Origin of the sequence: Nonomuraea harbinensis (assembly GCF_019396385.1) — a bacterium.
In the GTDB taxonomy this organism is placed as follows: domain Bacteria; phylum Actinomycetota; class Actinomycetes; order Streptosporangiales; family Streptosporangiaceae; genus Nonomuraea; species Nonomuraea ferruginea.
Genome location: NZ_JAHKRN010000034.1, coordinates 40,220 through 58,713, shown reverse-complemented (window position 1 = coordinate 58,713; position 18,494 = coordinate 40,220). Strand labels below are relative to the sequence as shown.

The window sequence follows — 18,494 nt, the reverse complement described above, 5'->3', positions numbered from 1 at the left end:
TGTCGGGGCATGCGGATCGAGGACTACGCGCTCATCGGTGACATGCAGTCGGCGGCTCTGGTCGGCAGGGACGGCTCCATCGACTGGCTCTGCCTGCCCAGGTTCGACTCCCCAGCCTGCTTCGCCGCCCTGCTGGGCAACGACCGCAACGGACACTGGTGGCTCGGCCCGACCGGCAGGCGGCCGGCCGACCGGCGCCGCTACCGGCCTGACACGCTGATCCTGGAGAGCGAGTGGGACACCCCCACCGGCACCGTCCGGGTGATCGACTTCATGCCGCCGCGCGACGTCAACCCCGACGTGGTCCGCATCGTGGAGGGGGTGTCGGGCACCGTCGAGATGTCCACCCAGCTGCGGGTCCGCTTCGACTACGGCCGGATCGTGCCGTGGATGCGCCGCAACGGCGGCCACCTGCAGGCCGTCGGCGGCCCTGACTCGGCCTGGCTCCACTCCCCGATCCCGCTGCGCGGCGGCGACTACGCGCACACCGCGACCTTCGAGGTGAAGGCGGGCGACCGGCTGCCGTTCGTGTTCACCTGGCACCCGTCACACGAGCCGATGCCGCCCCAGATCGAGTGCGAGGACCAGCTCGTGCAGACCGAGGTCATGTGGCGCGGCTGGGTGGGCGCCTGCTCCTACCAGGGGCCGGACAGGTGGCGCGACGCCGTGATCCGCTCCCTGATCACGCTCAAGGCGCTCACCTACGCCCCCACGGGCGGCATCGTGGCCGCGCCCACCACCTCCCTGCCCGAGGACATCGGCGGCGTGCGCAACTGGGACTACCGCTACTGCTGGCTGCGCGACGCCACCATGACGCTGGATGCGCTCATCGGCTCCGGCTACCTGGAGGAGGCCGCCGCGTGGCGGGCGTGGCTGCTGCGCGCCATCGCGGGCCGGCCGCAGGACCTGCAGATCATGTACGGGGTCGCGGGCGAGCGCCGGCTGCCGGAGCTGGAGCTCGGCTGGCTCGACGGCTACGAGCGCTCCCGCCCGGTCAGGATCGGCAACCAGGCGGTCGACCAGCTCCAGCTCGACGTGTACGGCGAGGTGATGAGCTCGCTCTACCTCGCCCGTACCTCCGGCCTGGGGCCGGACGAGCGGGCCTGGTCGATCCAGCGCAAGCTGCTCGACTACGTCGAAGAACACTGGGACGAGCCGGACGAGGGCCTGTGGGAGGTGCGCGGCCCGCGCCGCCACTTCGTGCACTCGAAGGTGATGTGCTGGGTGGCCCTCGACCGGGCGGTCAAGTACGTCGAGCGGTTCGACCGCACCGGCCCGGCCGACCGCTGGCGCGCGGCGCGCGACAAGATGCACGCCGAGATCTGCGACAAGGGCTACGACCCGCACCGCAACACCTTCACCCAGTCCTACGGCTCCCACGAGCTGGACGCGGCGCTGCTGCTCATCCCCATGCTCGGGTTCCTGCCGATCGACGACCCCCGGGTGACGGGCACGGTCGCGGCCATCGAGAAGGAGCTGATGGCCGACGGTTTCGTGCTGCGTTACCCGGTGGCCGAGGACAACGACGTCGACGGGCTGCCCGGCGGCGAGGGCGCGTTCCTGGCGTGCAGCTTCTGGCTGGTCGAGGTCATGGCCATGCAGGGGCGCAAGGAGGAGGCGGCCGAGCTGTTCGACCGGCTGCTGGCGCTGCGCAACGACGTCGGGCTGCTGGCCGAGGAGTACGACCCGCGCTACGACAGGCTGGTGGGCAACTTCCCGCAGGCGTTCTCGCACGTCCCGCTGATCCACGCGGCGCGGGCGCTGTCGAAGCTCATGTGAGCCCTAGACGGCCAGCCTGGCGAGCACTTCGGCGAACTCCGGCGGCGGGGCCACGACCAGCCTCGTCTGGCCCTGCCGCAGCTCGATGTCGGCCCTGATGAGCGCGAGCCGGCCGTCGTGCCACCAGTAGACCTGCGAGCTGAGCCCGCCGGTGCGGGCGGCGTGCACGCGCAGCCGCTCGATCGCGCGCACCACGCCGATCCCGTCGACCGGGTGGACGAGCAGGGTGTACGGGTCGGGCAGGACGACCAGCGCCCCGTCGGCGGGCACCGGGAGATACTCCTCCAGCCAGCGCAGGTGGGTCGCGGCGGCCGGGGTCGCCGCGGTGAGCCGGGTGACCGGGGTGCCCGACAGCTCGACGGACTCGGTCGTCAGCCGCACGCCGAGCCGCACGTTGGACACGGCCAGCTCCAGCGCCCGCGCGGCCGGCACCGGCCAGCAGCCGGCCTCCTCCGGCCGTACCGGGCGGTCGCCGACGGCGAGCAGTTCGACCAGGTCGCCGTTGAGGTGGCGGCCCACCACCCGGGCGGGGTCGGCCACCTCGCCGGCCGGCTCCACGCGGGTGGTCAGCAGCGGCCGGACCTGTTCCAGGTCGCAGTAGTCGAGCGGGCCGCCCGCCACGGCGTGCGCCAGGTGCTCGGAGACGAGCGTCGGCCAGTCCTCGCGGGCCCGGCGGACCGCCTCCCTGCGCAACCCGGTCAGCCTGACCCGGATCTCCCGGGGGCCGCGCATGGTCAGGGAGGCGCCGTCGGCCGCGAACACGCAGGTGTAGCCGAGGGACTCGGTGACGAGGGCGAGCAGCGAGTCGAGGTCGACGTCCTCCACCGATCGTCGCGAGGGCTCCTGTTGGAAGGATGGCACGCGCCGTGTCCCTTTCTGTCGGTTTTGTCCCCTTCTTTTCCTACCTTGCCTGGTCCTCGTTCCAGTAGGGGCCGGTCAGGGAGCACGATTCGGTATCAATAGCCCCAAGAGCCCCAAGCCACACACTCAACTGGGGCGATCCATGCCCTACGGGAAGCCCCGCGACGACCGGCACCCCGAGCGGCTCCAGGCGGTCACGGAGCACCGGGTAGGGATCGCCGCAGTCGACCCAGGACCCGAGCGCGATCCCCCGCACGCCCGCGAACGCGCCGGCCTGCAGGAGCTGGGTGAGCATGCGGTCGACGCGGTAGGGCTCCTCGCCGATGTCTTCGAGGAACGCGATCCGGCCGTCGAACGACGGCTGGTGGCGCGTGCCGCACAGCGAGGCCAGCAGCGACAGGTTACCGCCGGTCAGCACCCCTTCGGCCCGGCCGGGCACCAGCACCCGATCGCCCGTGACCGGCGCGGCGGCGCCGGACAGGGCCGCGAGCATCGCGTCCCAGGTGACCGGCTCGGGGCCCTGCTCGCCGCCGATCAGCACGTTGCCGGGCATCGGCCCGTGCAGCGTGGGCAGGCCCAGCTCCACGGCGAACGCCTGGTGCAGCGCGGTGATGTCGCTGGAGCCGATGAGCACCTTCGGCCCGGCGGCCCGCATCGCGTCCCAGTCGATCAGGCCGAGCAGCCGGGCCGCGCCGTAGCCGCCCCTGGCGCAGAACACCGCGGACACCGCCGGATCGCACCACGCCGCCTGCAGGTCGGCCGCCCGCGCCGCGTCCTCACCGGCCAGGTAGGGCAGATCCTGGCGGTCGAGCGCGTGCGGGCCGACGATGACTTTCATGCCGAGCCCCTCCAGGCGCTCGACCCCCCGCTTCAGCACGGCGGCGTCCGCCGGGCCCGACGGGGACACGACGGCGACGGTGGCGTCATGGTGCAAGAATCCGGTTGTCTCTATCACCCGGAAAACGGTGTCACACTTACCTCTCGTATGCGACTTCCGCCCCACATCCTCGTGGTCAACGGCATCAAGGTCCGCAGGCCGGTGTTCCTGGTCGGCGCCCCGCACTCGGGCACGGACCTGCTGGCCCGCGCCCTCAAACGGGCGCCCGGGTTCCACCTGACGACGGGTCGCGCGTGCGTGGCGCACGTGGTGTACGCCTTCGCCCGCCGGCCGTCGATCGGCCGCACCTCCGGCGCGGTGCGGGTGCTGCGCGACGCGCTGGCCGAGTCGTGGCAGGTGCTGAACGGCTCGTGCGGGCTGTGCTCCGACGCCTGCCGGGAGGCGGGCGGCGTGACCAGCACCGGCCCGTGCGTGGCGACCGGCGAGGTCACCAGGTTCGGCGACGCCAGCCCCGACCTGCTCTACTCCGTGCCGGTGCTGCTGCGCGCCTTCCCCGACGCGCGGTTCGTGCAGCTCATCCGCGACGGCCGCGACGTCACCGCCGACATGCTGGACGACCCCGCCTGCCTGGCCTGGTTCAAGCCCGTGATGTTCCCGATCGACACCGAGTTCCCCAACGCGTTCCTCGGCGTCAACCGCGACGAGCACCGCGACCGCTGGAAGACCATGCCGGTGGCGGGCAAGAGCGCGCTGCGCTGGCGCAGCGCGGTGCGGCTGAACGCGACCCTCCGCCAGGAGCTGCCGGAGGACCAGCTCATCACGGTCCGCTACGAGGACCTGGCGCTCAGACCCGCGCAGGAGGCGGCCAGGCTGTCGGAGTTCCTGGACACCCGGGTGCCGAAGGTCGCCCTGTACGGGCCCGCGCCCCGGGTGGGCGGCTGGCGCGCCCGCCTGCGGGCGGAGGACGCCGAGCTGGTGGAGAAGGTGGCCCGCCAGGAGCTCACCCGGCTGGGCTACCTGACGAGCTGAACTGGGTGCGGTAGAGCTCGGCGTACAGCCCGCCGCGGGCCAGCAGCTCCTCGTGGCGGCCGCGCTCGGCGACGCGGCCGGCGTTCACGACCAGGATCTCGTCGGCCTCCCTGATCGTGGAGAGCCGGTGCGCGATCACCAGCGAGGTGCGGCCCGTCAGCGCGGTCTTGAGCGCCTGCTGCACGGCCGCCTCCGACTCCGAGTCCAGGTGGGCGGTCGCCTCGTCGAGCACGACCACGCGCGGCGCCTTGAGCAGCAGCCGGGCCAGCGCCAGGCGCTGCTTCTCGCCGCCGGACAGCCGGTAACCGCGCTCGCCGACCACGGTCTCCAGCTGGTCGGGCAGCGCCTCGACCAGCTCGCCGATCTGCGCGGCCCGCAGCGCCGCCCACATCTCCTCCTCGCTCGCGCCCGGGCGGGCGTAGAGCAGGTTGGCCCCGATCGTGTCGTGGAACAGGTGGGGGTCCTGCATGACCACGCCCACGGTGTCGCGCAGCGAGGCGAGCGTGGCGTCGCGCACGTCCAGGCCGTTGATCCGGACGGCTCCGCCGGTGACGTCGTAGAGCCGGGAGACGAGCGAGGTGATCGTGGTCTTGCCGGCGCCGGAGTGGCCGACCAGGGCGATGAGCCTGCCGGGCTCGGCGGTGAAGGTCACGCCGTCGAGCACCTGCGCCGACGGGCCGGTGTCCTGCTTGGCGACCGACTCCAGGGACGCCAGCGACACCTCATCCGCCGACGGGTAGCGGAAGCTCACGTCGTCGAACTCGATCGTGACCGGGCCGTCCGGCACCGGACGGGCGCCGGGCCGCTCGGCCACCATCGGCTTCAGGTCGAGGATCTCGAAGACCCGGTCGAAGCTCACCAGGGCCGTCATCACGTCGACGTGCACGTTCGACAGCGACGTGAGCGGCCCGTACAGGCGCATGAGCAGCGCGGCCAGGGCGACGAGCGTGCCCAGCTCGAACACGTCGCCCACGGCCAGCACGCCGCCGATCCCGTACACCAGCGCCGTCGCCAGGGCGGCGACCAGGCCGAGCGCGACCCGGAAGACGGCGGCGTACATGCCGACCCGCACCCCGATGTCGCGCACCCGGGCGGCGCGCTCACCGAAGACGGCGGCGTCGTCCTCGGGCCGGCCGTAGAGCTTGGCCACCATCGCGCCGGCCACGTTGAACCGTTCGGTGGTGACGCTGCTCATCTCGGCGTCGAGCTGCATCTGCTCGCGGGTCAGCGCCGACATGCGGCGGCCGACCCACTTGGCGGGCACGATGAAGATCGGCAGCAGCACCAGGGCGACCAGCGTCACCTGCCACGACAGCACGAGCATGGCGGCGAGCACCAGGACGAGGCTGACGATGTTGGACACCACGGACGACAGCGTGCTGGTCAGCGCCCGCTGGGCGCCGATCACGTCGGTGTTGAGCCGTGACACCAGCGCGCCGGTCTGGGCCCGGGTGAAGAACGCCACCGGCATCCGCTGCACGTGGTCGAAGACCTCGGTGCGCAGGTCGTAGATCAGGCCCTCGCCGATGCGGGCGGAGAACCACCGTTGCGCCAGGGTCAGCCCGGCGTCGACGACCGCCAGCGTGGCGATCGCCACCGCCAGGCCGATCACCACTCCGGTCCGCTTCGGCAGGATGCCGTCGTCGATGATGGCCTTCATGAGCAGCGGGTTGGCCACGACGACGACCGCGCCCGCCACCACCAGCAGCAGGAACGCCGCGATCTGCCGCCGGTAGGGGCGGGCGTACCCGGCGATCCGCCGCACCGTGCCGGGCGCGAGCCGCTGCTTGGTCACCGAGCCGTCCCGCCGCAGCGACGCCCACACTTGGGGGCCGAAACCCCCTCCCATCATCGCCATCCAGGGGAAATCCTCTCACTCCCCCAGCTAAGCGTCGCGGGGCCGTCCGTCGATTCCCTTATCAGCTTCTGGCGAAACCGCCCCGCCCCGTCATGACTGGGCGTTGAAGAGGGCCCTGAGGCGTTCGGCCTGCTCGGCGCCCTCCGCGGCTCTCTGCTCCTCCAGGGTGCGCGCGGACGCGCCCTGAAGGAGCCGCTTGGTCGCAGCCGCCGCGTCCCGGTTGGTCGACAGCAGTTGCGCGGCCTTGTCGGCCACGGCCTTGCCGAGGTCGCCCCCCGCGACCACGTGTTCGGCCAGGCCGATGCGGAAGGCTTCGTCGGCTTCCACGATCCTGGCCGTCAGGCAGATGTCGATCGCCTTGGCCAGGCCCACCAGCTCCACCAGGGGCTTGGTGCCGGTCAGATCGGGCACCAGCCCGAGCGCGGGCTCTTTCATGCAGAACTTGACATCGTCGGCCACGATCCGCAGGTCGCAGGAGAGCGCGAGCTGGAAGCCCGCACCGATCGCGTGACCCTGCACGGCCGCGATGGAGACGATCTCGGGGCGGCGCAGCCACAGGAAACCCTGCTGAGCCTGGTCGACCAGTCGCTTGAGCGAGCTGTCGTCCTGCCTGCCGGCCGAGCCGAACGAGCCCTGCCCCGGCACCCCTTCTTTCGTGAACATCCGCAGGTCGATGCCTGCCGAGAAGGACGGTCCCTCACCTTTCACCACGACCACGCGCACCTGCTCCGGCAGGCCGGCGCCGATGCGTGCAAGAGCCGACCAGGTCGCGGACGTCTGCGCGTTCCGCTTGTCCGGCCGGTTCAGAGTGACCGTGGCTATCTCACCGTCCACCTCGTAGCGCAGGCCGATCTCCGCCAGCTCCTCGGCGGAAACCTCCTCCGCGTACCCCCCGCGCTGCTGTGGCGCCTTCGCGTCGCCCATCACCGCTGCCCTCCTCGCTGTACCGTCGCGCCCGAGCTTACAGAATGAGATTCTGGCCCGGGCGCGACGGCAGGCTGACTAGGGACGAGCGGCTGCGGTCGCGCGTTCCGAGGCGGCCGTCAGCGCTTGGACTTGCCCCGGGTCGCCCCTCCGCGTCCGCGCAGAGTCACCCCGGACTCGCTGAGGATGCGGTGGATGAACCCGTAGGACCGGCCGGTCGAAGCCGCCAGGGCGCGGATGCTCTCGCCCGCGGCATAGCGCTTCTTCAGATCGCCGGCCAGTTTCTCGCGATCGGCCCCCGTCACCCGGGTGCCCTTCTTCAGTGTCTCGGCCACGAGTACCTCCTGTAGTGCCGGACTTCCGCAGCGTTACTCCGCCATGATCAGTCATTTCAGCGGGATCGGCTACCTACTCCACGGGAAAAGATCCGTACCCACCCAAATTAAGATCAGGCAAGTGCCACAAGATCGGAAAATTCCTCGCTCCACGCGTCTTCAGTTCCGTCTGGCAGCAAGATCACCCTATCCGGTGACAGGGCGTCAACGGCACCCTCGTCATGGGTCACCAGCACGATCGCTCCTGAATACGACCTCAGAGCGTTGAGAACCTGCTCACGACTGACCGGATCGAGGTTGTTCGTCGGCTCGTCGAGCAGCAGGACATTCGCGCTCGACAGCACCAGCGTGGCCAGCGCCAGGCGGGTCTTCTCGCCTCCGGACAGGACTCCGGCGGGCTTGTCGGCGTCGTCCCCGGTGAACAGGAACGAGCCGAGGACCTTGCGCAGCTCGGTGTCAGTGAACGTTCCGCCTGCCGAACGCATGTTCTCCAGGACGGTTCTGTCACTGTCGAGCGTCTCGTGTTCCTGGGCGTAATAGCCGATCTTCAGCCCGTGGCCGGGCCGGATCTCCCCGGTGTCGGGCCGCTCCACCCCGCCCAGCAGGCGCAGCAGCGTGGTCTTGCCGGCGCCGTTGAGCCCGAGGATGACCACCCGGTGACCTCGGTCGATGGCCACGTCGACGTCGGTGAAGACCTCCAGGGACCCGTAGGACTTGGACAGGCCCTCCGCCATCAGCGGGGTGCGGCCGCACGGCTGGGGATCGGGGAAGCGCAGCCGGGCGACCTTGTCGCTCACGCGCTCCTCCTCGGTGGAGGCCAGCAGGCGGTGCGCGCGGCGCATCATGTCCTGCGCGGCCTTCGCCTTGGTGGCCTTGGCGCGCATCTTGTCGGCCTGTGAGAGGAGCGCGCCGGCCTGCTTCTCGGCGTTGGCGCGCTCGCGCTTGCGGCGCTTCTCGTCGGTCTCGCGCTGGGCGAGGTAGGCCTTCCAGCCGACGTTGTAGTGATCGACGACGCACCGGTTGGCGTCGAGGTGGAGCACCTTGTTGACCGTGGCTTCAAGAAGCTGGACATCGTGGCTGATGATCACCAAGCCGCCCTGATGAGAGCGCAAAAAATCACGAAGCCACCCGATTGAGTCCGCATCTAGGTGGTTTGTCGGCTCGTCGAGAAGGAGAGTTTCCGCCCCGCTGAAAAGAATTCTCGCCAATTCCACCCGCCTGCGCTGGCCGCCAGAAAGCGTTTTCAGCGGCTGCCCGAGCACCCGGTCGGCCAGGCCGAGGCTGGAGGCGATGGAGGCCGCCTCCGACTCCGCGGCGTAGCCGCCGAGCACGTGCATCTGGTCCTCCAGGCGGCCGTACTGCCTGACGGCCTTCTCGCGGGTGCGCTCGTCGGCGGAGGACATGCCGGCCTCGGCCTCGCGCAGCTTGCGCAGCACCTCGTCCAGGCCCCTGGCCGACAGGACGCGGTCGCGGGCCAGCACCTCCAGGTCGCCCGTGCGGGGGTCCTGCGGCAGGTAGCCGACGCTGCCGGTGCGGGTGACGGTGCCGGCGGCGGGCAGCGCCTCGCCTGCCACCACCTTGGTCAGCGTCGTCTTGCCGGCGCCGTTGCGCCCGACGAGCCCGATCTTGTCGCCGGGGTTGACCCGGAAGGAGGCGTTCTCGATGAGGAGGCGCGAGCCCGCACGCAGTTCGATGTCAGTGGCAATGATCATGATTGACGAAGCACTCCCGAGCTAGGAAACGAGGGATGAGGGCGAGCGACGCCGGTCAATCGGGAGTGTGCATACGGATCAGTGTAGGGCCCGTGCCTGGAGCTCCGCCTTCGCTCGAAGCGTCACGTACGAGGGAACGCCGGGGGGCCGTCGTTCGATTCCGGCAGGTGCCGGGCGATCAGGGCCAGGTTCTGGATCGCGGCGAGGCCGTACTGGGCGGCGTCGTTGGTGCTGACGAACGGCGCGTCCCAGAGGGCGGCGGGCACGTGCGGCCCCTCGACCCGGGTCAGCCGCCAGTCGGGTTCACGTTGCAAGGGGTTGCTGTTGAGCTGGTCGCCCTCGTCGTGGAAGAACCTGCGCCAGGCCAGCGCGGCCAGGTCCGCGTCGTCGAGCCGGGCGGCGGCGTAGGCGGCCAGGCGGCTGTGCGCCTGGATCAGCGAGATCCCGGTCAGCGGGCGGCCGGTCTCGGCGGCCTGCGCCTCGGGCGTGGCGAGGTAGAGGCGGCAGTAGTCGAGCCACGCCCGTTCGAATCCGGGCACGTCCAGGCCGAGCGAGAGCAGTTCGGAGCACACCTCGGGCAGGCCGAAGACCGCCGACAGGTGCGAGACCGAGACGGTGTCGCGCGAGGTGTCGAACCGGCCGGTGGCCAGGTCGAGGCGGGCCTCGCCGGTGAGGAACCCGTTGGGCAGCGCGCCGATGCCGGCCATGGTGCGCATCAGCTTGTCCCTGGCCCGCCCGTCGCCGTAGCGCTCCCAGCGGGTCAGCCAGGCGGCGGCGAGCGCGCCCCAGTCGGCGCCGAGCCCGACCGACAGCGCCGACGGGTCCGGCGTGTAGTCGTCCTCACGGACCTTGCGCAGCGGGTCGAGCGCCGCGTACGCCTCCTCAGCTTCGGCCACCTCGTCGAGCAGGTCGCCGGTGCGCTCGTCGGCGGTCAGGTAGTAGAGGAAACGGCGGTAGGCGGCGCTGGAGATCCGCAACTGCTTGCAGCTGCACCCCCAGTGCTGCACGTTGTGCCGGCTGCCCAGGCCCTTCCACCGGCCCAGATGGTAGACGTCGACCTCGCCGGTGTGGCGGGTCATGGCCTCGGCGAAGCGGAACACGTCGGCCCGCCCGGTGCGCAGGAACTGGTACCACAGCCACAGGTCGGGCGACAGCTCGGAGTTGTCCCAGGCGTAGCCGCCGACGTCGTAGCGCCAGGTGTGCCGGTCGGCGTCGTAGGTGTGCATGACGTCGCCGTAGTCCCAGAACCCGTACCAGCGGCGCTGCTCGCGCTCGCGCGCGTACAGGTCGAACAGGAAGTCCAGGCGGTCCTCGATCGCGGCGCGGGCGGGGGTGGCGCGGTCGGGCGGCGCCCAGTCGCCGAACACGCCCGCCGCCCTGATCCGCTCCGGGCTCGCGACCAGCAGCGGCGGCTCGTTCATCGCGGCCGCGTGCGCGGCCAGGTCCGGGTGCGCGGGCGTGGCCCCGTACACGCGCAGGGTCAGCTCGTGGGTGCGGGCGATGCCGTACGGGTCGCCGAAGCCGGGTTCGTGGTCCTCGTACGTGATCTCCAGTCCTTCGAGCTGCTCGGCGAAGGTGTCCTGGCCCAGGCCGTCGTGCCAGAACCGCAGGTCCATGGCCGGCGCGGACGGGGACCAGAGCCAGACGGTGGCGGTGGCCAGGCCGGTGGCGGCGTCGCGGACGTCGAGCCTGGTGGGGTGCAGACGCCAGAAGTCGCGCAGCCCGAAGCCGAGGCCGCCGCTGATCCCTCCGACGTAGCCGTACCCGGCCGAGCGGGTGCCGGACGGGATCGTCACCCAGGCGTGGCCCTCGGCGGTGCGCTTGCGCAGCAGGTAGCCGTCGGCGGAGTTCTGGTCGAGCGTGTAGTCGTTCCAGGCGGGGATGAGGTGGAGCCGGCCGGCCACCTCGGGGTTGCCGATGGGCCCGCACGGGCGGCCCTCGACCTGGGCGCGCCGCACGTCCTCGCCGGGGTCGCGGCGCAGGCCGGTCAGGCCGCGCACGGCCTCGGTGAGGAAGCCGCCGGAGCCGGCCAGCCGGACGTGCCGGTCGTGCGGCTCGTCCCGCATCACCACGCCGGCGCGCAGGCCCAGCCCGGCCAGGAAGTCCCGGCCCGGGTCGCCGTCCCAGACGAACGTGTGCGCGATCCGCACGTCCTCGGCCCCGGCGTAGAAGTACAGGCGGACGGTGAAGGGCAGCCAGTCGCCGTGCCGGCCCTCCGCCCTGATCACCGCGCGCACCGGGCCGTCCTGTTCGACCGTGACCCGCTCGACCCGTCCGGTGACGCTCTCCCGCCGGACGGCGCCGCCCTCGTCGGGGGTGGGACCGTCCTGGCGCAGGCTGACCAGGCGGACGTCGCGGAGGATCTCCCGGCCGTCGCGGTGCGCGGACCGCACCAGGGTGTCCCCCTCCTCCGCGATCGTCCAGGTGACCGTCCCGGTGCTCACCCGGAGCAGGCCGCCCTCGCGGGCGACGGTGACGGGCACGCGCGGCGCCGCGGGGTTCCTTCCGGGTACGAGCCGGTACGCGCCCTCGCCGGGGTCCCCGGGGACGGCAGCGTGCGCGGACCACTTGACCGAGCCGTCAGGCCAGGTGGCCGTGGTCCAGCTCTGCACCGGCAGCTCCGCACCGCCAGGGCCGGTCAGCCCGAACGGCGCGCCGGCCGCGACCGTGCCGCGCGGCCACGGGACGCCCCAGGTCACCCCCTGCCCGCCCGGACGGTCCAGCCAGCGCAGGGTGGTCTCCACCTCGGTCACTCCTTCACCGACCCGATCAGCACGCCCTTGGCGAAGTGCTTCTGCAGGAACGGGTAGAAGAGCAGGATCGGCAGCGTGGCGATGACCACCACGGCGAACATCAGGCCCTTGGCCGGGAAGAAGACCGTGTCCAGGGCGCTGATGGCGTTGGCCGCGTCGGGGCTGGTGAGCTGCCTGACGAGCACCTGCAGGGTCCATTTGTCGTTGTCGTTGATGTACAGCAGCGGCGACATGTAGTCGTTCCAGATGCCCACCGCGTAGAACAGCGAGAACGTGGCGATGATCGGCTTCGACAGCGGCAGGACGATCTTGAAGAACACCCCCATCTCGTTGCAGCCGTCGATGCGCGCCGCCTCCTCCAGGGCCTGCGGCAGCTCCTGGAAGAACGACTTGACGATGATCAGGTAGAACGGGTTGATGGCCAGCGGCAGGATGAGCGCCCAGTAGCTGTCCAGCAGCCCCAGGTCGCGCACCACCAGGAAGGTCGGCACGATCCCGCCGCCGAAGACGAGCGTGAACACCACCAGGTTGAGCACCAGGGCCCGGCCGGGCAGATACTTCTTCGACAGCGGGTAGGCCATGGTGAAGGTCAGCGCGACCTGCACCACCGTGCCCACCGCCGTCACCACGACCGTGGTGAGCAGCGCCCGCAGCATGGTGTCGTTGGCGAAGACGTACTCGTACGTGCTGGTGACGAACTTCTCCGGCCACAGGAAGAACGGCCGGGTGGAGATCTCCGACTCGGTCGCGAACGACCCGGCGAGCACGTAGAGCAGCGGGAGCACGGTGATCAGCGCGAGCCCGCCGAGCAGGATGACGTTCAGCGTGTCGAACACCCGGCTGCCGAGCGAGCCGTAGTGCTTGATCGACGTGCCCGCGGGCCGGTCGGTCGAGGTGTTGGCAGACATGTCCACGGGCTCCTCAGAACAGTCCCCGCTGGCCCATGCGCTTGGCCAGCCAGTTGGCGCCGAAGATCAGGACGACGCCGGCGATCCCCTTGAACAGGCCGACCGCCGTGGCGTAGCTGTAGCCGGCGCCCTGGATGCCGACGTAGTAGACGAAGGTGTCGAACACCTCGGCGGTGGAGCGGTTCAGCGAGTTGGTGAGCAGCCAGATCTGCTCGAAGCTCTGGTCGAGGAGGTTGCCGGAGGTCAGGATCGCCATGACCACGATCGTGGGGCGGATCGCGGGCAGCGTGACGTGCCAGAACTGGCGCCACCGGCCGGCGCCGTCCATGCGCGCCGCCTCGTACAGGTTCGTGTCCACGCCGGCCAGCGCGGCGAGGTAGATGATCGTCCCCCAGCCGGACGTCTTCCAGAGCAGCTGCAGGATGACCAGCGGCCGGAACCACTCGGGCCGGGCCATGTAGTCGATCTGGGGACCGCCGCCGCTCAGGCTGTGGATCCAGCCGGCGATGACGCCGAAGTCCACCGCGAACAGCAGGTACGTCAGCGAGAAGACGATCGTCCAGGACAGGAAGTGCGGGATGTAGATCAGCGACTGCACGTAGCGCTTGTAGACGCTGACCCGCAGCTCGTTCAGCAGCAGCGCGATGATGATCGGCGCCGGGAAGACGAAGACCGCGGTCAGCAGCGCGAGGAACAGGGTGTTGAAGAGCAGCCGGCCGAAGTCGGGCCCGGTGAACAGCGTCTCGAAGTGCTTGAGACCGACCCAGGGGCTGCCCGCGTAGCCGGAGAACGGCAGGAAGTCCTGGAACGCGATAGTCAGGCCGTACATCGGCAGGTATCTGAAGATCGCGAAGTAGACCAGGCCGGGGATGAGCATCACGTACAGCCAGCGGTAGCGCCGCAGCGCCGTGCGGACCGGCACCTTGCCGGACCCGTCCCGCCTGCTCCTGGGGGCCGCCTCGGTGACGGGCGACGCCAGATCGGTGGCCACGGCGGCCTCCTTTCCGAACTTTCCGAATGTCGAAAGGAGAGGCCCGGGTGTCCCCGGGCCTCCCGGCCGAACCGTCAGCCGCCTACCTTGGAGATCCCCGCCTGGAGCTCGGTGAGGATCTGGGTGCCGCCGCTGTCGTACCAGCGCTTGATCTCCGCCTTGAACTGCTCCTCGCTCAGGTCACCCGCCAGATACTTGATGCGGGCGTCGGTCGGGATCGGGTTCAGGGTCGGGCCCTGGTCGACCGCCGTCTGCGAGATCACCGGCAGCGACGGGTCGTGCACCGCGGTCTGCAGGTCGAGCTCCATGAGCTCGTCGCGCTGCTTGAGCCACTCCTGCTCGGCCTGGCTGGGGCGCATCCACTCGTACGCCTCCCCGGCCACGCCGACGCTGGAGGTCATGCCGAGCTGGATGAAGCCGAACTGGACGTCGTTGTTGATGACCTTGATCGCCGGGTCCTCTTCATTGACCTTGACGGCGAAGCCGTTCTCGACCTTGAAGTTGCGGCCCTCGATCCCGTTGTTGACCAGGATCGAGCCTTCCTTGGACGCCAGCTTGTCCAGCGTCGTCAGCACGTCGTCGAGCTGCTCCACGGTCTGCACGCGCTGCTTGGAGATGGCCACGATGCCGTTGAAGCCGGTGAACGGCAGGGAGAACTTCTGCCCGTCGGGCCGCGTCAGGTTGCCCGCCATCGCGACCTTCTGGTCGTACGTCTCCGGGTCCAGCTCCTTGAACTTGTCGAAGAGCTCGCCGGCCCGGACGTTGACGTCGATGATGATGCCGCCCTTGCCCTGCAGGAACGGGTCGTTCCACTTGCCGGTGTCGAGGGTCGCCCAGTCGGGGTTGACCAGGCCCTCGTCGATGAACTTCTTCGTGTACTTCTGGGCCTCCCAGAACTCCGGCACGTCGAACTCGGGCACCAGCTTGCCGTCGCGCACGCCGTAGTTGTTGGGGGTGCCGAACCAGACGTCGATGGCGTTGTACGGGCTGGACGCGGAGAACACGGGGGCGGGCCACTTCGGCAGGATGAGGCCGTAGGTGTCCTTCTTGCCGTTGCCGTCCGGGTCCTTCTCGGTGAACGCCTTGGCGATCTCGTACAGGTCGTCGGTGGTCTTGGGCAGCTCCAGGTCGAGCTTCTCCAGCCAGTCCTTGCGCAGGATGACGGCCGAGCGGAGCAGCGGGCGGACCCGGTAGATGCCGTAGTTGCGGCCGTCGGTCTTGGAGTTCATCCAGACCTGCTGCGACTTCGGCTTGAGGTTCGGGTACTTGTCGAGCTTGTCGGTCAGGTCCCAGAACGCCCCCGCTTTGGCGGCCTTGACGAAGGACGCGCCCTTGTTGTCCTGGATGACCATCACGTCCGGCAGGGAGGCGGACGCGAGCGTGATGTTGGTCTTCTCGTTGTAGTCGGCGTTGGGCACCCAGGTGATCTGCAGCTTCTTGCCGATCAGCTTCTCGACCGCCTGGTGGATCTCCCCCTTGGGGTCGGGGGCGGTCTGGAACAGCGGGACCATCATGGTCAGCGTGTCGCTTTCCGCCGCCCCCTCACCGGCGCCGCTGGAGCAGGCGGACGCCACGAGAGCTGCTGTTAGCGTTAACGCACCGGCGGCCAGCCGGCGACGACGGGATGCGGTCATCGGTTCCCTTTCGAGTGCAGGCGCGCCTCGTTCTCCTCGAAGAACCGCAGGCACAGCCACGTGTTGAGGCAGATCCACGCGCCGACGCTGAGGAGGAGCGCGAGGAGGGGGGCCGCCACCGTCGCGAAGACGATCGCGGCGAGCACGAACAGCAGGAGCACGGACGAGGCCGGCCGGGTCAGCGCCAGCAGTGAGGCCTTCGGCAGGTAGGCCGGCAGCGGCAGGTCGTAGTGCGCGTAGAGCGGCCCCAGGTAGGACCCGACGCAGGCGAGCGCCACGAGAGCCACGAGGGTGGCCACCTGCCACGCCCTGGCGCCGGGCCCGAGTGCGGCGAAGTAGAGGAGGTTGCCGACGAGGACGGTGACGACCACCGCCAGGGGCAGGACGAGCAGGGACGCGCGGACGAACTCGCGCCGGTAGACGCGCCAGAACTCGGGCAGCGCATGAATCGATTCACCACGAGCGTGCCTCCGGGCCAGCGTGTACGCGGCCACGGTGGCGGGCCCGAGCCCGAGCACGACGCCGCCGAGTAGCGTGAAGACGATCCACAGCACGTTCAGCCTGGCCGCCCAGACCACCTCGGAACAGGCGGCCTGCAACCTGATTGACATGGCGGGATGGCTCATCCGGCAGCACCTTCTCGTGGCGTGTGCGCGGACCCGGGGACAGGAGCCGTTGCATGCTGGTTCCCGTCCCGTTACGCGGGGGTGAACGGCGGTCGGTTGCTGCGAAAGTAGTGTTGAATCGACTCAAAGTCAATGCGTCGCCACCCCCGGATTCCGCCACCTCCCTGAACCCCACCCGTCCGCGCCGCCGGTCCAGCGGAACGAGGACCGAGAAGGTCACCCCGCCGCCTGCACGCCCACCGCGTCGAGCACCGCCGTCAGCGGGTCCACCCCCTGCGCGACCAGGTGGAAGCCATGACTCTCGCGCAGATTGCAGCTGTGCAACGATCTTTCCCGATCGCCGGCTCGGACCGTCCCTCCGCACGCCGGCCAGGCACCGGAACACCAGGCCGTCGGACGGCAGCTCTCCAGCCGCATCCTGCCCAGACGCACACTCCAGGCACGCGTCCGCTTCCCCGGACGGTGGAGCGCGCTCAGGCGTCTCTGCGGATCGCCTTGCTCGACTCGCGGACGACCAGGTCGGGCTGGAAGATCACCTGCCTGTGACGGTGCTCGTCCGGTGAGGAGACCTCCTCCAGCAGCAGCTCGATGGCGGTACGGCCGAGCAGCTCACGCGGCTGGCGCACCGACGACAGCGGCACCGCCGCGGCGGCGGCGAAGTCGATGTCGTCGTAGCCGACGATCGCCACGTCGTCGGGCACCTTGAGCCCCCGCAGCGACATGGCCTGCAGGAACCCGAGGGCGAGCAGGTCGTTGGCGCATAAGGCGGCGGTCGGCCGCTCGGCCCCCGGCAGCGCGGCCAGGCGCTCCCCGGCGGCCCGCCCTGCGGCCACGCCCAGCGCCGTGGTCTCGAAGTCGACGAGCTCGGCGCCTTCCCCGGCGGACGCGGACACGGCGGCGGAGGCCCCGGCGTGGCGGTCGGCGACCTGTTTGATCGACAGCGGCCCGCCGACGAACGCGATGCGCCGGTGGCCGCGCTCGATCAGGTGGGCGGCGGCCACCTGGCCGCCGAGCCGGTCGTCGACGGCGACCGAGCACTGCATGCCGGTGGCGGCGCTGTCGACCAGCACCACGGGCGTGCCCCTGGCGGTGAGCTGGGCCAGGCGCGGGCTGGCGGCGTCGACCGGGGTGATCAGGACGCCCAGCACCCGCTGCTGCTCCAGCTGGTCGAGGTGGCGGCGCTCGCGGTCGGGGTCGGCGGCGCTGTTGCAGAGCATCATCATCGTGTCGTGCTCGTCGGCCACCGCCTCGGCGCCCTGGGCGACGTCGGCGAAGAACGGGTTGGAGACGTCGAGGACGACCAGCCCGACCGTGCGGCTGCGCCCGACCCGCAGGTGACGGGCCACCTCGTTGCGGACGAACCCCAGCTCGCGGATGGCCTCGAAGACCCGCTCACGCGTGGCGGGCGAGACGATCTCGGGGCGGTTGAGCACGTTGCTCACGGTGCCGACCGAGACCCGCGCCAGCTGCGCGACCTCCTTGATGCTCCTGGTCCCCATTGATCCTCACGAGGCCGTGCCGCTGTTAACGGGTTCATCATAGCGGCCTTGAAGATTTTTTTGAATCGTCTCAAAGACGTGGCGATCCCGTGATCAGCCCTGCGCGGCCCCGGCCGCCATCCCGTCCAGCATCAGCCCGAGGAACCAGGTGGGCCGGGCCGCGACGTGCGCGGGCAGCGAGCCGGGATGGCAGGCGAACAGGTTGAGCAGCGCCACCACGTCGTCCACCCCCACGTCGGCGCGCATCCGGCCGTCGGCCTGGGCCTGCCGGACGAGCGCGGTGAAACGTTCCAGCCAGCGCTGACGGGTCTCCTCGAACCCCGGCCCGACCGTCGCCTCCTCGGGCACCCCGGCCAGCACGGCGGCGAGCACGCCCCGCCCCGAGTCGCCCGCCCACAGCACGAACGCCCGCAGCGCGCTCCAGGCGTCGCGCTCCTCGGCCACGGCGCGGTCGAGGGCCTCGCCCAGCGAGTGCACGTAGTGCTCCCCCATGGCGGCGAGCAGCGCGGCCCGATCGGGGAAGCGCCGGTAGAGCGTGCCGACGCCGACGCCCGCGCGGCGGGCGATGAGCTCCATGGGCGCGGCGGGGCCCCGCTCGGCCATGACGGCCGCCGCGGCCTCCACGATCTTGCCCAGGTTCCGCCTGGCGTCCGCCCGCACGGAGGAAATCGTACCGCTCCGATTAAGTGGACGATGAGATTCCGCTTCCTGTACGGTCCACCTAACCGGAATGATGTCATCCACTTA

General features: G+C 70.5%; 16 protein-coding genes. 2 read left to right on the top strand and 14 right to left on the bottom strand.

The features are described 5' to 3' along the window. Positions 1 to 9: 9 nt before the first annotated feature. Positions 10 to 1,779: a glycoside hydrolase family 15 protein gene (locus KME79_RS29720; protein ID WP_219547723.1), complete on the top strand. Its 1,770-nt coding sequence runs from the start codon at positions 10 to 12 to the stop codon at positions 1,777 to 1,779. A 3-nt stretch (positions 1,780 to 1,782) separates the two neighbouring features. Here KME79_RS29720 and KME79_RS29715 read toward each other — a convergent pair whose 3' ends face one another. Both KME79_RS29715 and KME79_RS29710 read right to left on the bottom strand, forming a co-directional pair. Continuing rightward, positions 1,783 to 2,640: a DUF1444 domain-containing protein gene (locus tag KME79_RS29715; protein WP_148031320.1), complete on the bottom strand. Its 858-nt coding sequence runs from the start codon at positions 2,638 to 2,640 to the stop codon at positions 1,783 to 1,785. Between the two features lie 40 nt (positions 2,641 to 2,680). Beyond that, complete coding sequence (locus tag KME79_RS29710) at positions 2,681 to 3,574, bottom strand: S66 peptidase family protein (RefSeq protein WP_246640640.1); 894 nt, start codon at positions 3,572 to 3,574, stop codon at positions 2,681 to 2,683. 51 nt (positions 3,575 to 3,625) lie between these two features. Here KME79_RS29710 and KME79_RS29705 point away from each other — a divergent pair, with 51 nt between their 5' ends. Beyond that, positions 3,626 to 4,507 (top strand): sulfotransferase family protein, encoded by an 882-nt coding sequence (locus tag KME79_RS29705; protein WP_219547722.1) that lies wholly within the window; start codon positions 3,626 to 3,628, stop codon positions 4,505 to 4,507. On the opposite strand, the gene KME79_RS29700 is transcribed toward KME79_RS29705, so the two are convergent. The 12 genes from KME79_RS29700 to KME79_RS29645 form a co-directional block, all read right to left on the bottom strand. Continuing rightward, positions 4,479 to 6,365: an ABC transporter ATP-binding protein gene (locus KME79_RS29700; RefSeq protein WP_148031318.1), complete on the bottom strand. Its 1,887-nt coding sequence runs from the start codon at positions 6,363 to 6,365 to the stop codon at positions 4,479 to 4,481. The genes KME79_RS29705 and KME79_RS29700 overlap by 29 nt on opposite strands. A 90-nt stretch (positions 6,366 to 6,455) precedes the next feature. Then, positions 6,456 to 7,289 carry an enoyl-CoA hydratase/isomerase family protein gene (locus KME79_RS29695; RefSeq protein ID WP_219547721.1) on the bottom strand — a complete coding sequence of 278 codons (834 nt, stop codon included), beginning with the start codon at positions 7,287 to 7,289 and terminating at the stop codon, positions 6,456 to 6,458. 119 nt (positions 7,290 to 7,408) lie between these two features. Continuing rightward, positions 7,409 to 7,624, bottom strand: a complete 216-nt coding sequence (locus tag KME79_RS29690; protein ID WP_020547488.1) for a helix-turn-helix domain-containing protein — start codon at positions 7,622 to 7,624, stop codon at positions 7,409 to 7,411. A gap of 113 nt (positions 7,625 to 7,737) precedes the next feature. Continuing rightward, positions 7,738 to 9,336: an ABC-F family ATP-binding cassette domain-containing protein gene (locus KME79_RS29685; protein ID WP_219547720.1), complete on the bottom strand. Its 1,599-nt coding sequence runs from the start codon at positions 9,334 to 9,336 to the stop codon at positions 7,738 to 7,740. A 122-nt stretch (positions 9,337 to 9,458) separates the two neighbouring features. Continuing rightward, a complete protein-coding gene (locus KME79_RS29680) occupies positions 9,459 to 12,080 on the bottom strand; it encodes an exo-rhamnogalacturonan lyase family protein (RefSeq protein ID WP_219547719.1) in 2,622 nt (873 codons plus the stop codon). 5 nt (positions 12,081 to 12,085) lie between these two features. Then, complete coding sequence (locus tag KME79_RS29675) at positions 12,086 to 12,997, bottom strand: carbohydrate ABC transporter permease (RefSeq protein WP_219547717.1); 912 nt, start codon at positions 12,995 to 12,997, stop codon at positions 12,086 to 12,088. 13 nt (positions 12,998 to 13,010) lie between these two features. Next, positions 13,011 to 13,988, bottom strand: coding sequence for an ABC transporter permease (locus KME79_RS29670; protein ID WP_308249098.1), 978 nt, complete (start codon positions 13,986 to 13,988; stop codon positions 13,011 to 13,013). Positions 13,989 to 14,062: 74 nt separating this feature from the next. Continuing rightward, positions 14,063 to 15,562, bottom strand: a complete 1,500-nt coding sequence (locus KME79_RS29665) for an extracellular solute-binding protein (protein ID WP_308249097.1) — start codon at positions 15,560 to 15,562, stop codon at positions 14,063 to 14,065. Positions 15,563 to 15,618: 56 nt separating this feature from the next. Beyond that, positions 15,619 to 16,233 (bottom strand): YesL family protein, encoded by a 615-nt coding sequence (locus KME79_RS29660; RefSeq protein WP_246640639.1) that lies wholly within the window; start codon positions 16,231 to 16,233, stop codon positions 15,619 to 15,621. A 231-nt stretch (positions 16,234 to 16,464) separates the two neighbouring features. After that, on the bottom strand, positions 16,465 to 16,665 hold the full coding sequence (locus KME79_RS46565) for a DUF1961 family protein (protein WP_281429528.1): 201 nt from the start codon (positions 16,663 to 16,665) through the stop codon (positions 16,465 to 16,467). A 56-nt stretch (positions 16,666 to 16,721) separates the two neighbouring features. Beyond that, positions 16,722 to 17,747 carry a LacI family DNA-binding transcriptional regulator gene (locus KME79_RS29650; RefSeq protein WP_219547711.1) on the bottom strand — a complete coding sequence of 342 codons (1,026 nt, stop codon included), beginning with the start codon at positions 17,745 to 17,747 and terminating at the stop codon, positions 16,722 to 16,724. 93 nt (positions 17,748 to 17,840) lie between these two features. Beyond that, positions 17,841 to 18,407 (bottom strand): TetR/AcrR family transcriptional regulator, encoded by a 567-nt coding sequence (locus KME79_RS29645; protein ID WP_219547709.1) that lies wholly within the window; start codon positions 18,405 to 18,407, stop codon positions 17,841 to 17,843. Positions 18,408 to 18,494: the final 87 nt, after the last annotated feature.

Excerpts from the sequence above, each read along its gene's own strand:
- KME79_RS29700 (WP_148031318.1), bottom strand. The coding sequence starts at position 6,365 with ATGGCGATGATGGGAGGGGGTTTCGGCCCCCAAGTGTGGGCGTCGCTG.
- KME79_RS29720 (WP_219547723.1), top strand. The coding sequence starts at position 10 with ATGCGGATCGAGGACTACGCGCTCATCGGTGACATGCAGTCGGCGGCT.
- KME79_RS29650 (WP_219547711.1), bottom strand. The coding sequence starts at position 17,747 with ATGGGGACCAGGAGCATCAAGGAGGTCGCGCAGCTGGCGCGGGTCTCG.
- KME79_RS29685 (WP_219547720.1), bottom strand. The coding sequence starts at position 9,336 with ATGATCATTGCCACTGACATCGAACTGCGTGCGGGCTCGCGCCTCCTC.
- KME79_RS29660 (WP_246640639.1), bottom strand. The coding sequence starts at position 16,233 with ATGTCAATCAGGTTGCAGGCCGCCTGTTCCGAGGTGGTCTGGGCGGCC.
- KME79_RS29675 (WP_219547717.1), bottom strand. The coding sequence starts at position 12,997 with ATGTCTGCCAACACCTCGACCGACCGGCCCGCGGGCACGTCGATCAAG.
- KME79_RS29695 (WP_219547721.1), bottom strand. The coding sequence starts at position 7,289 with ATGGGCGACGCGAAGGCGCCACAGCAGCGCGGGGGGTACGCGGAGGAG.
- KME79_RS46565 (WP_281429528.1), bottom strand. The coding sequence starts at position 16,665 with ATGCGGCTGGAGAGCTGCCGTCCGACGGCCTGGTGTTCCGGTGCCTGG.
- KME79_RS29705 (WP_219547722.1), top strand. The coding sequence starts at position 3,626 with ATGCGACTTCCGCCCCACATCCTCGTGGTCAACGGCATCAAGGTCCGC.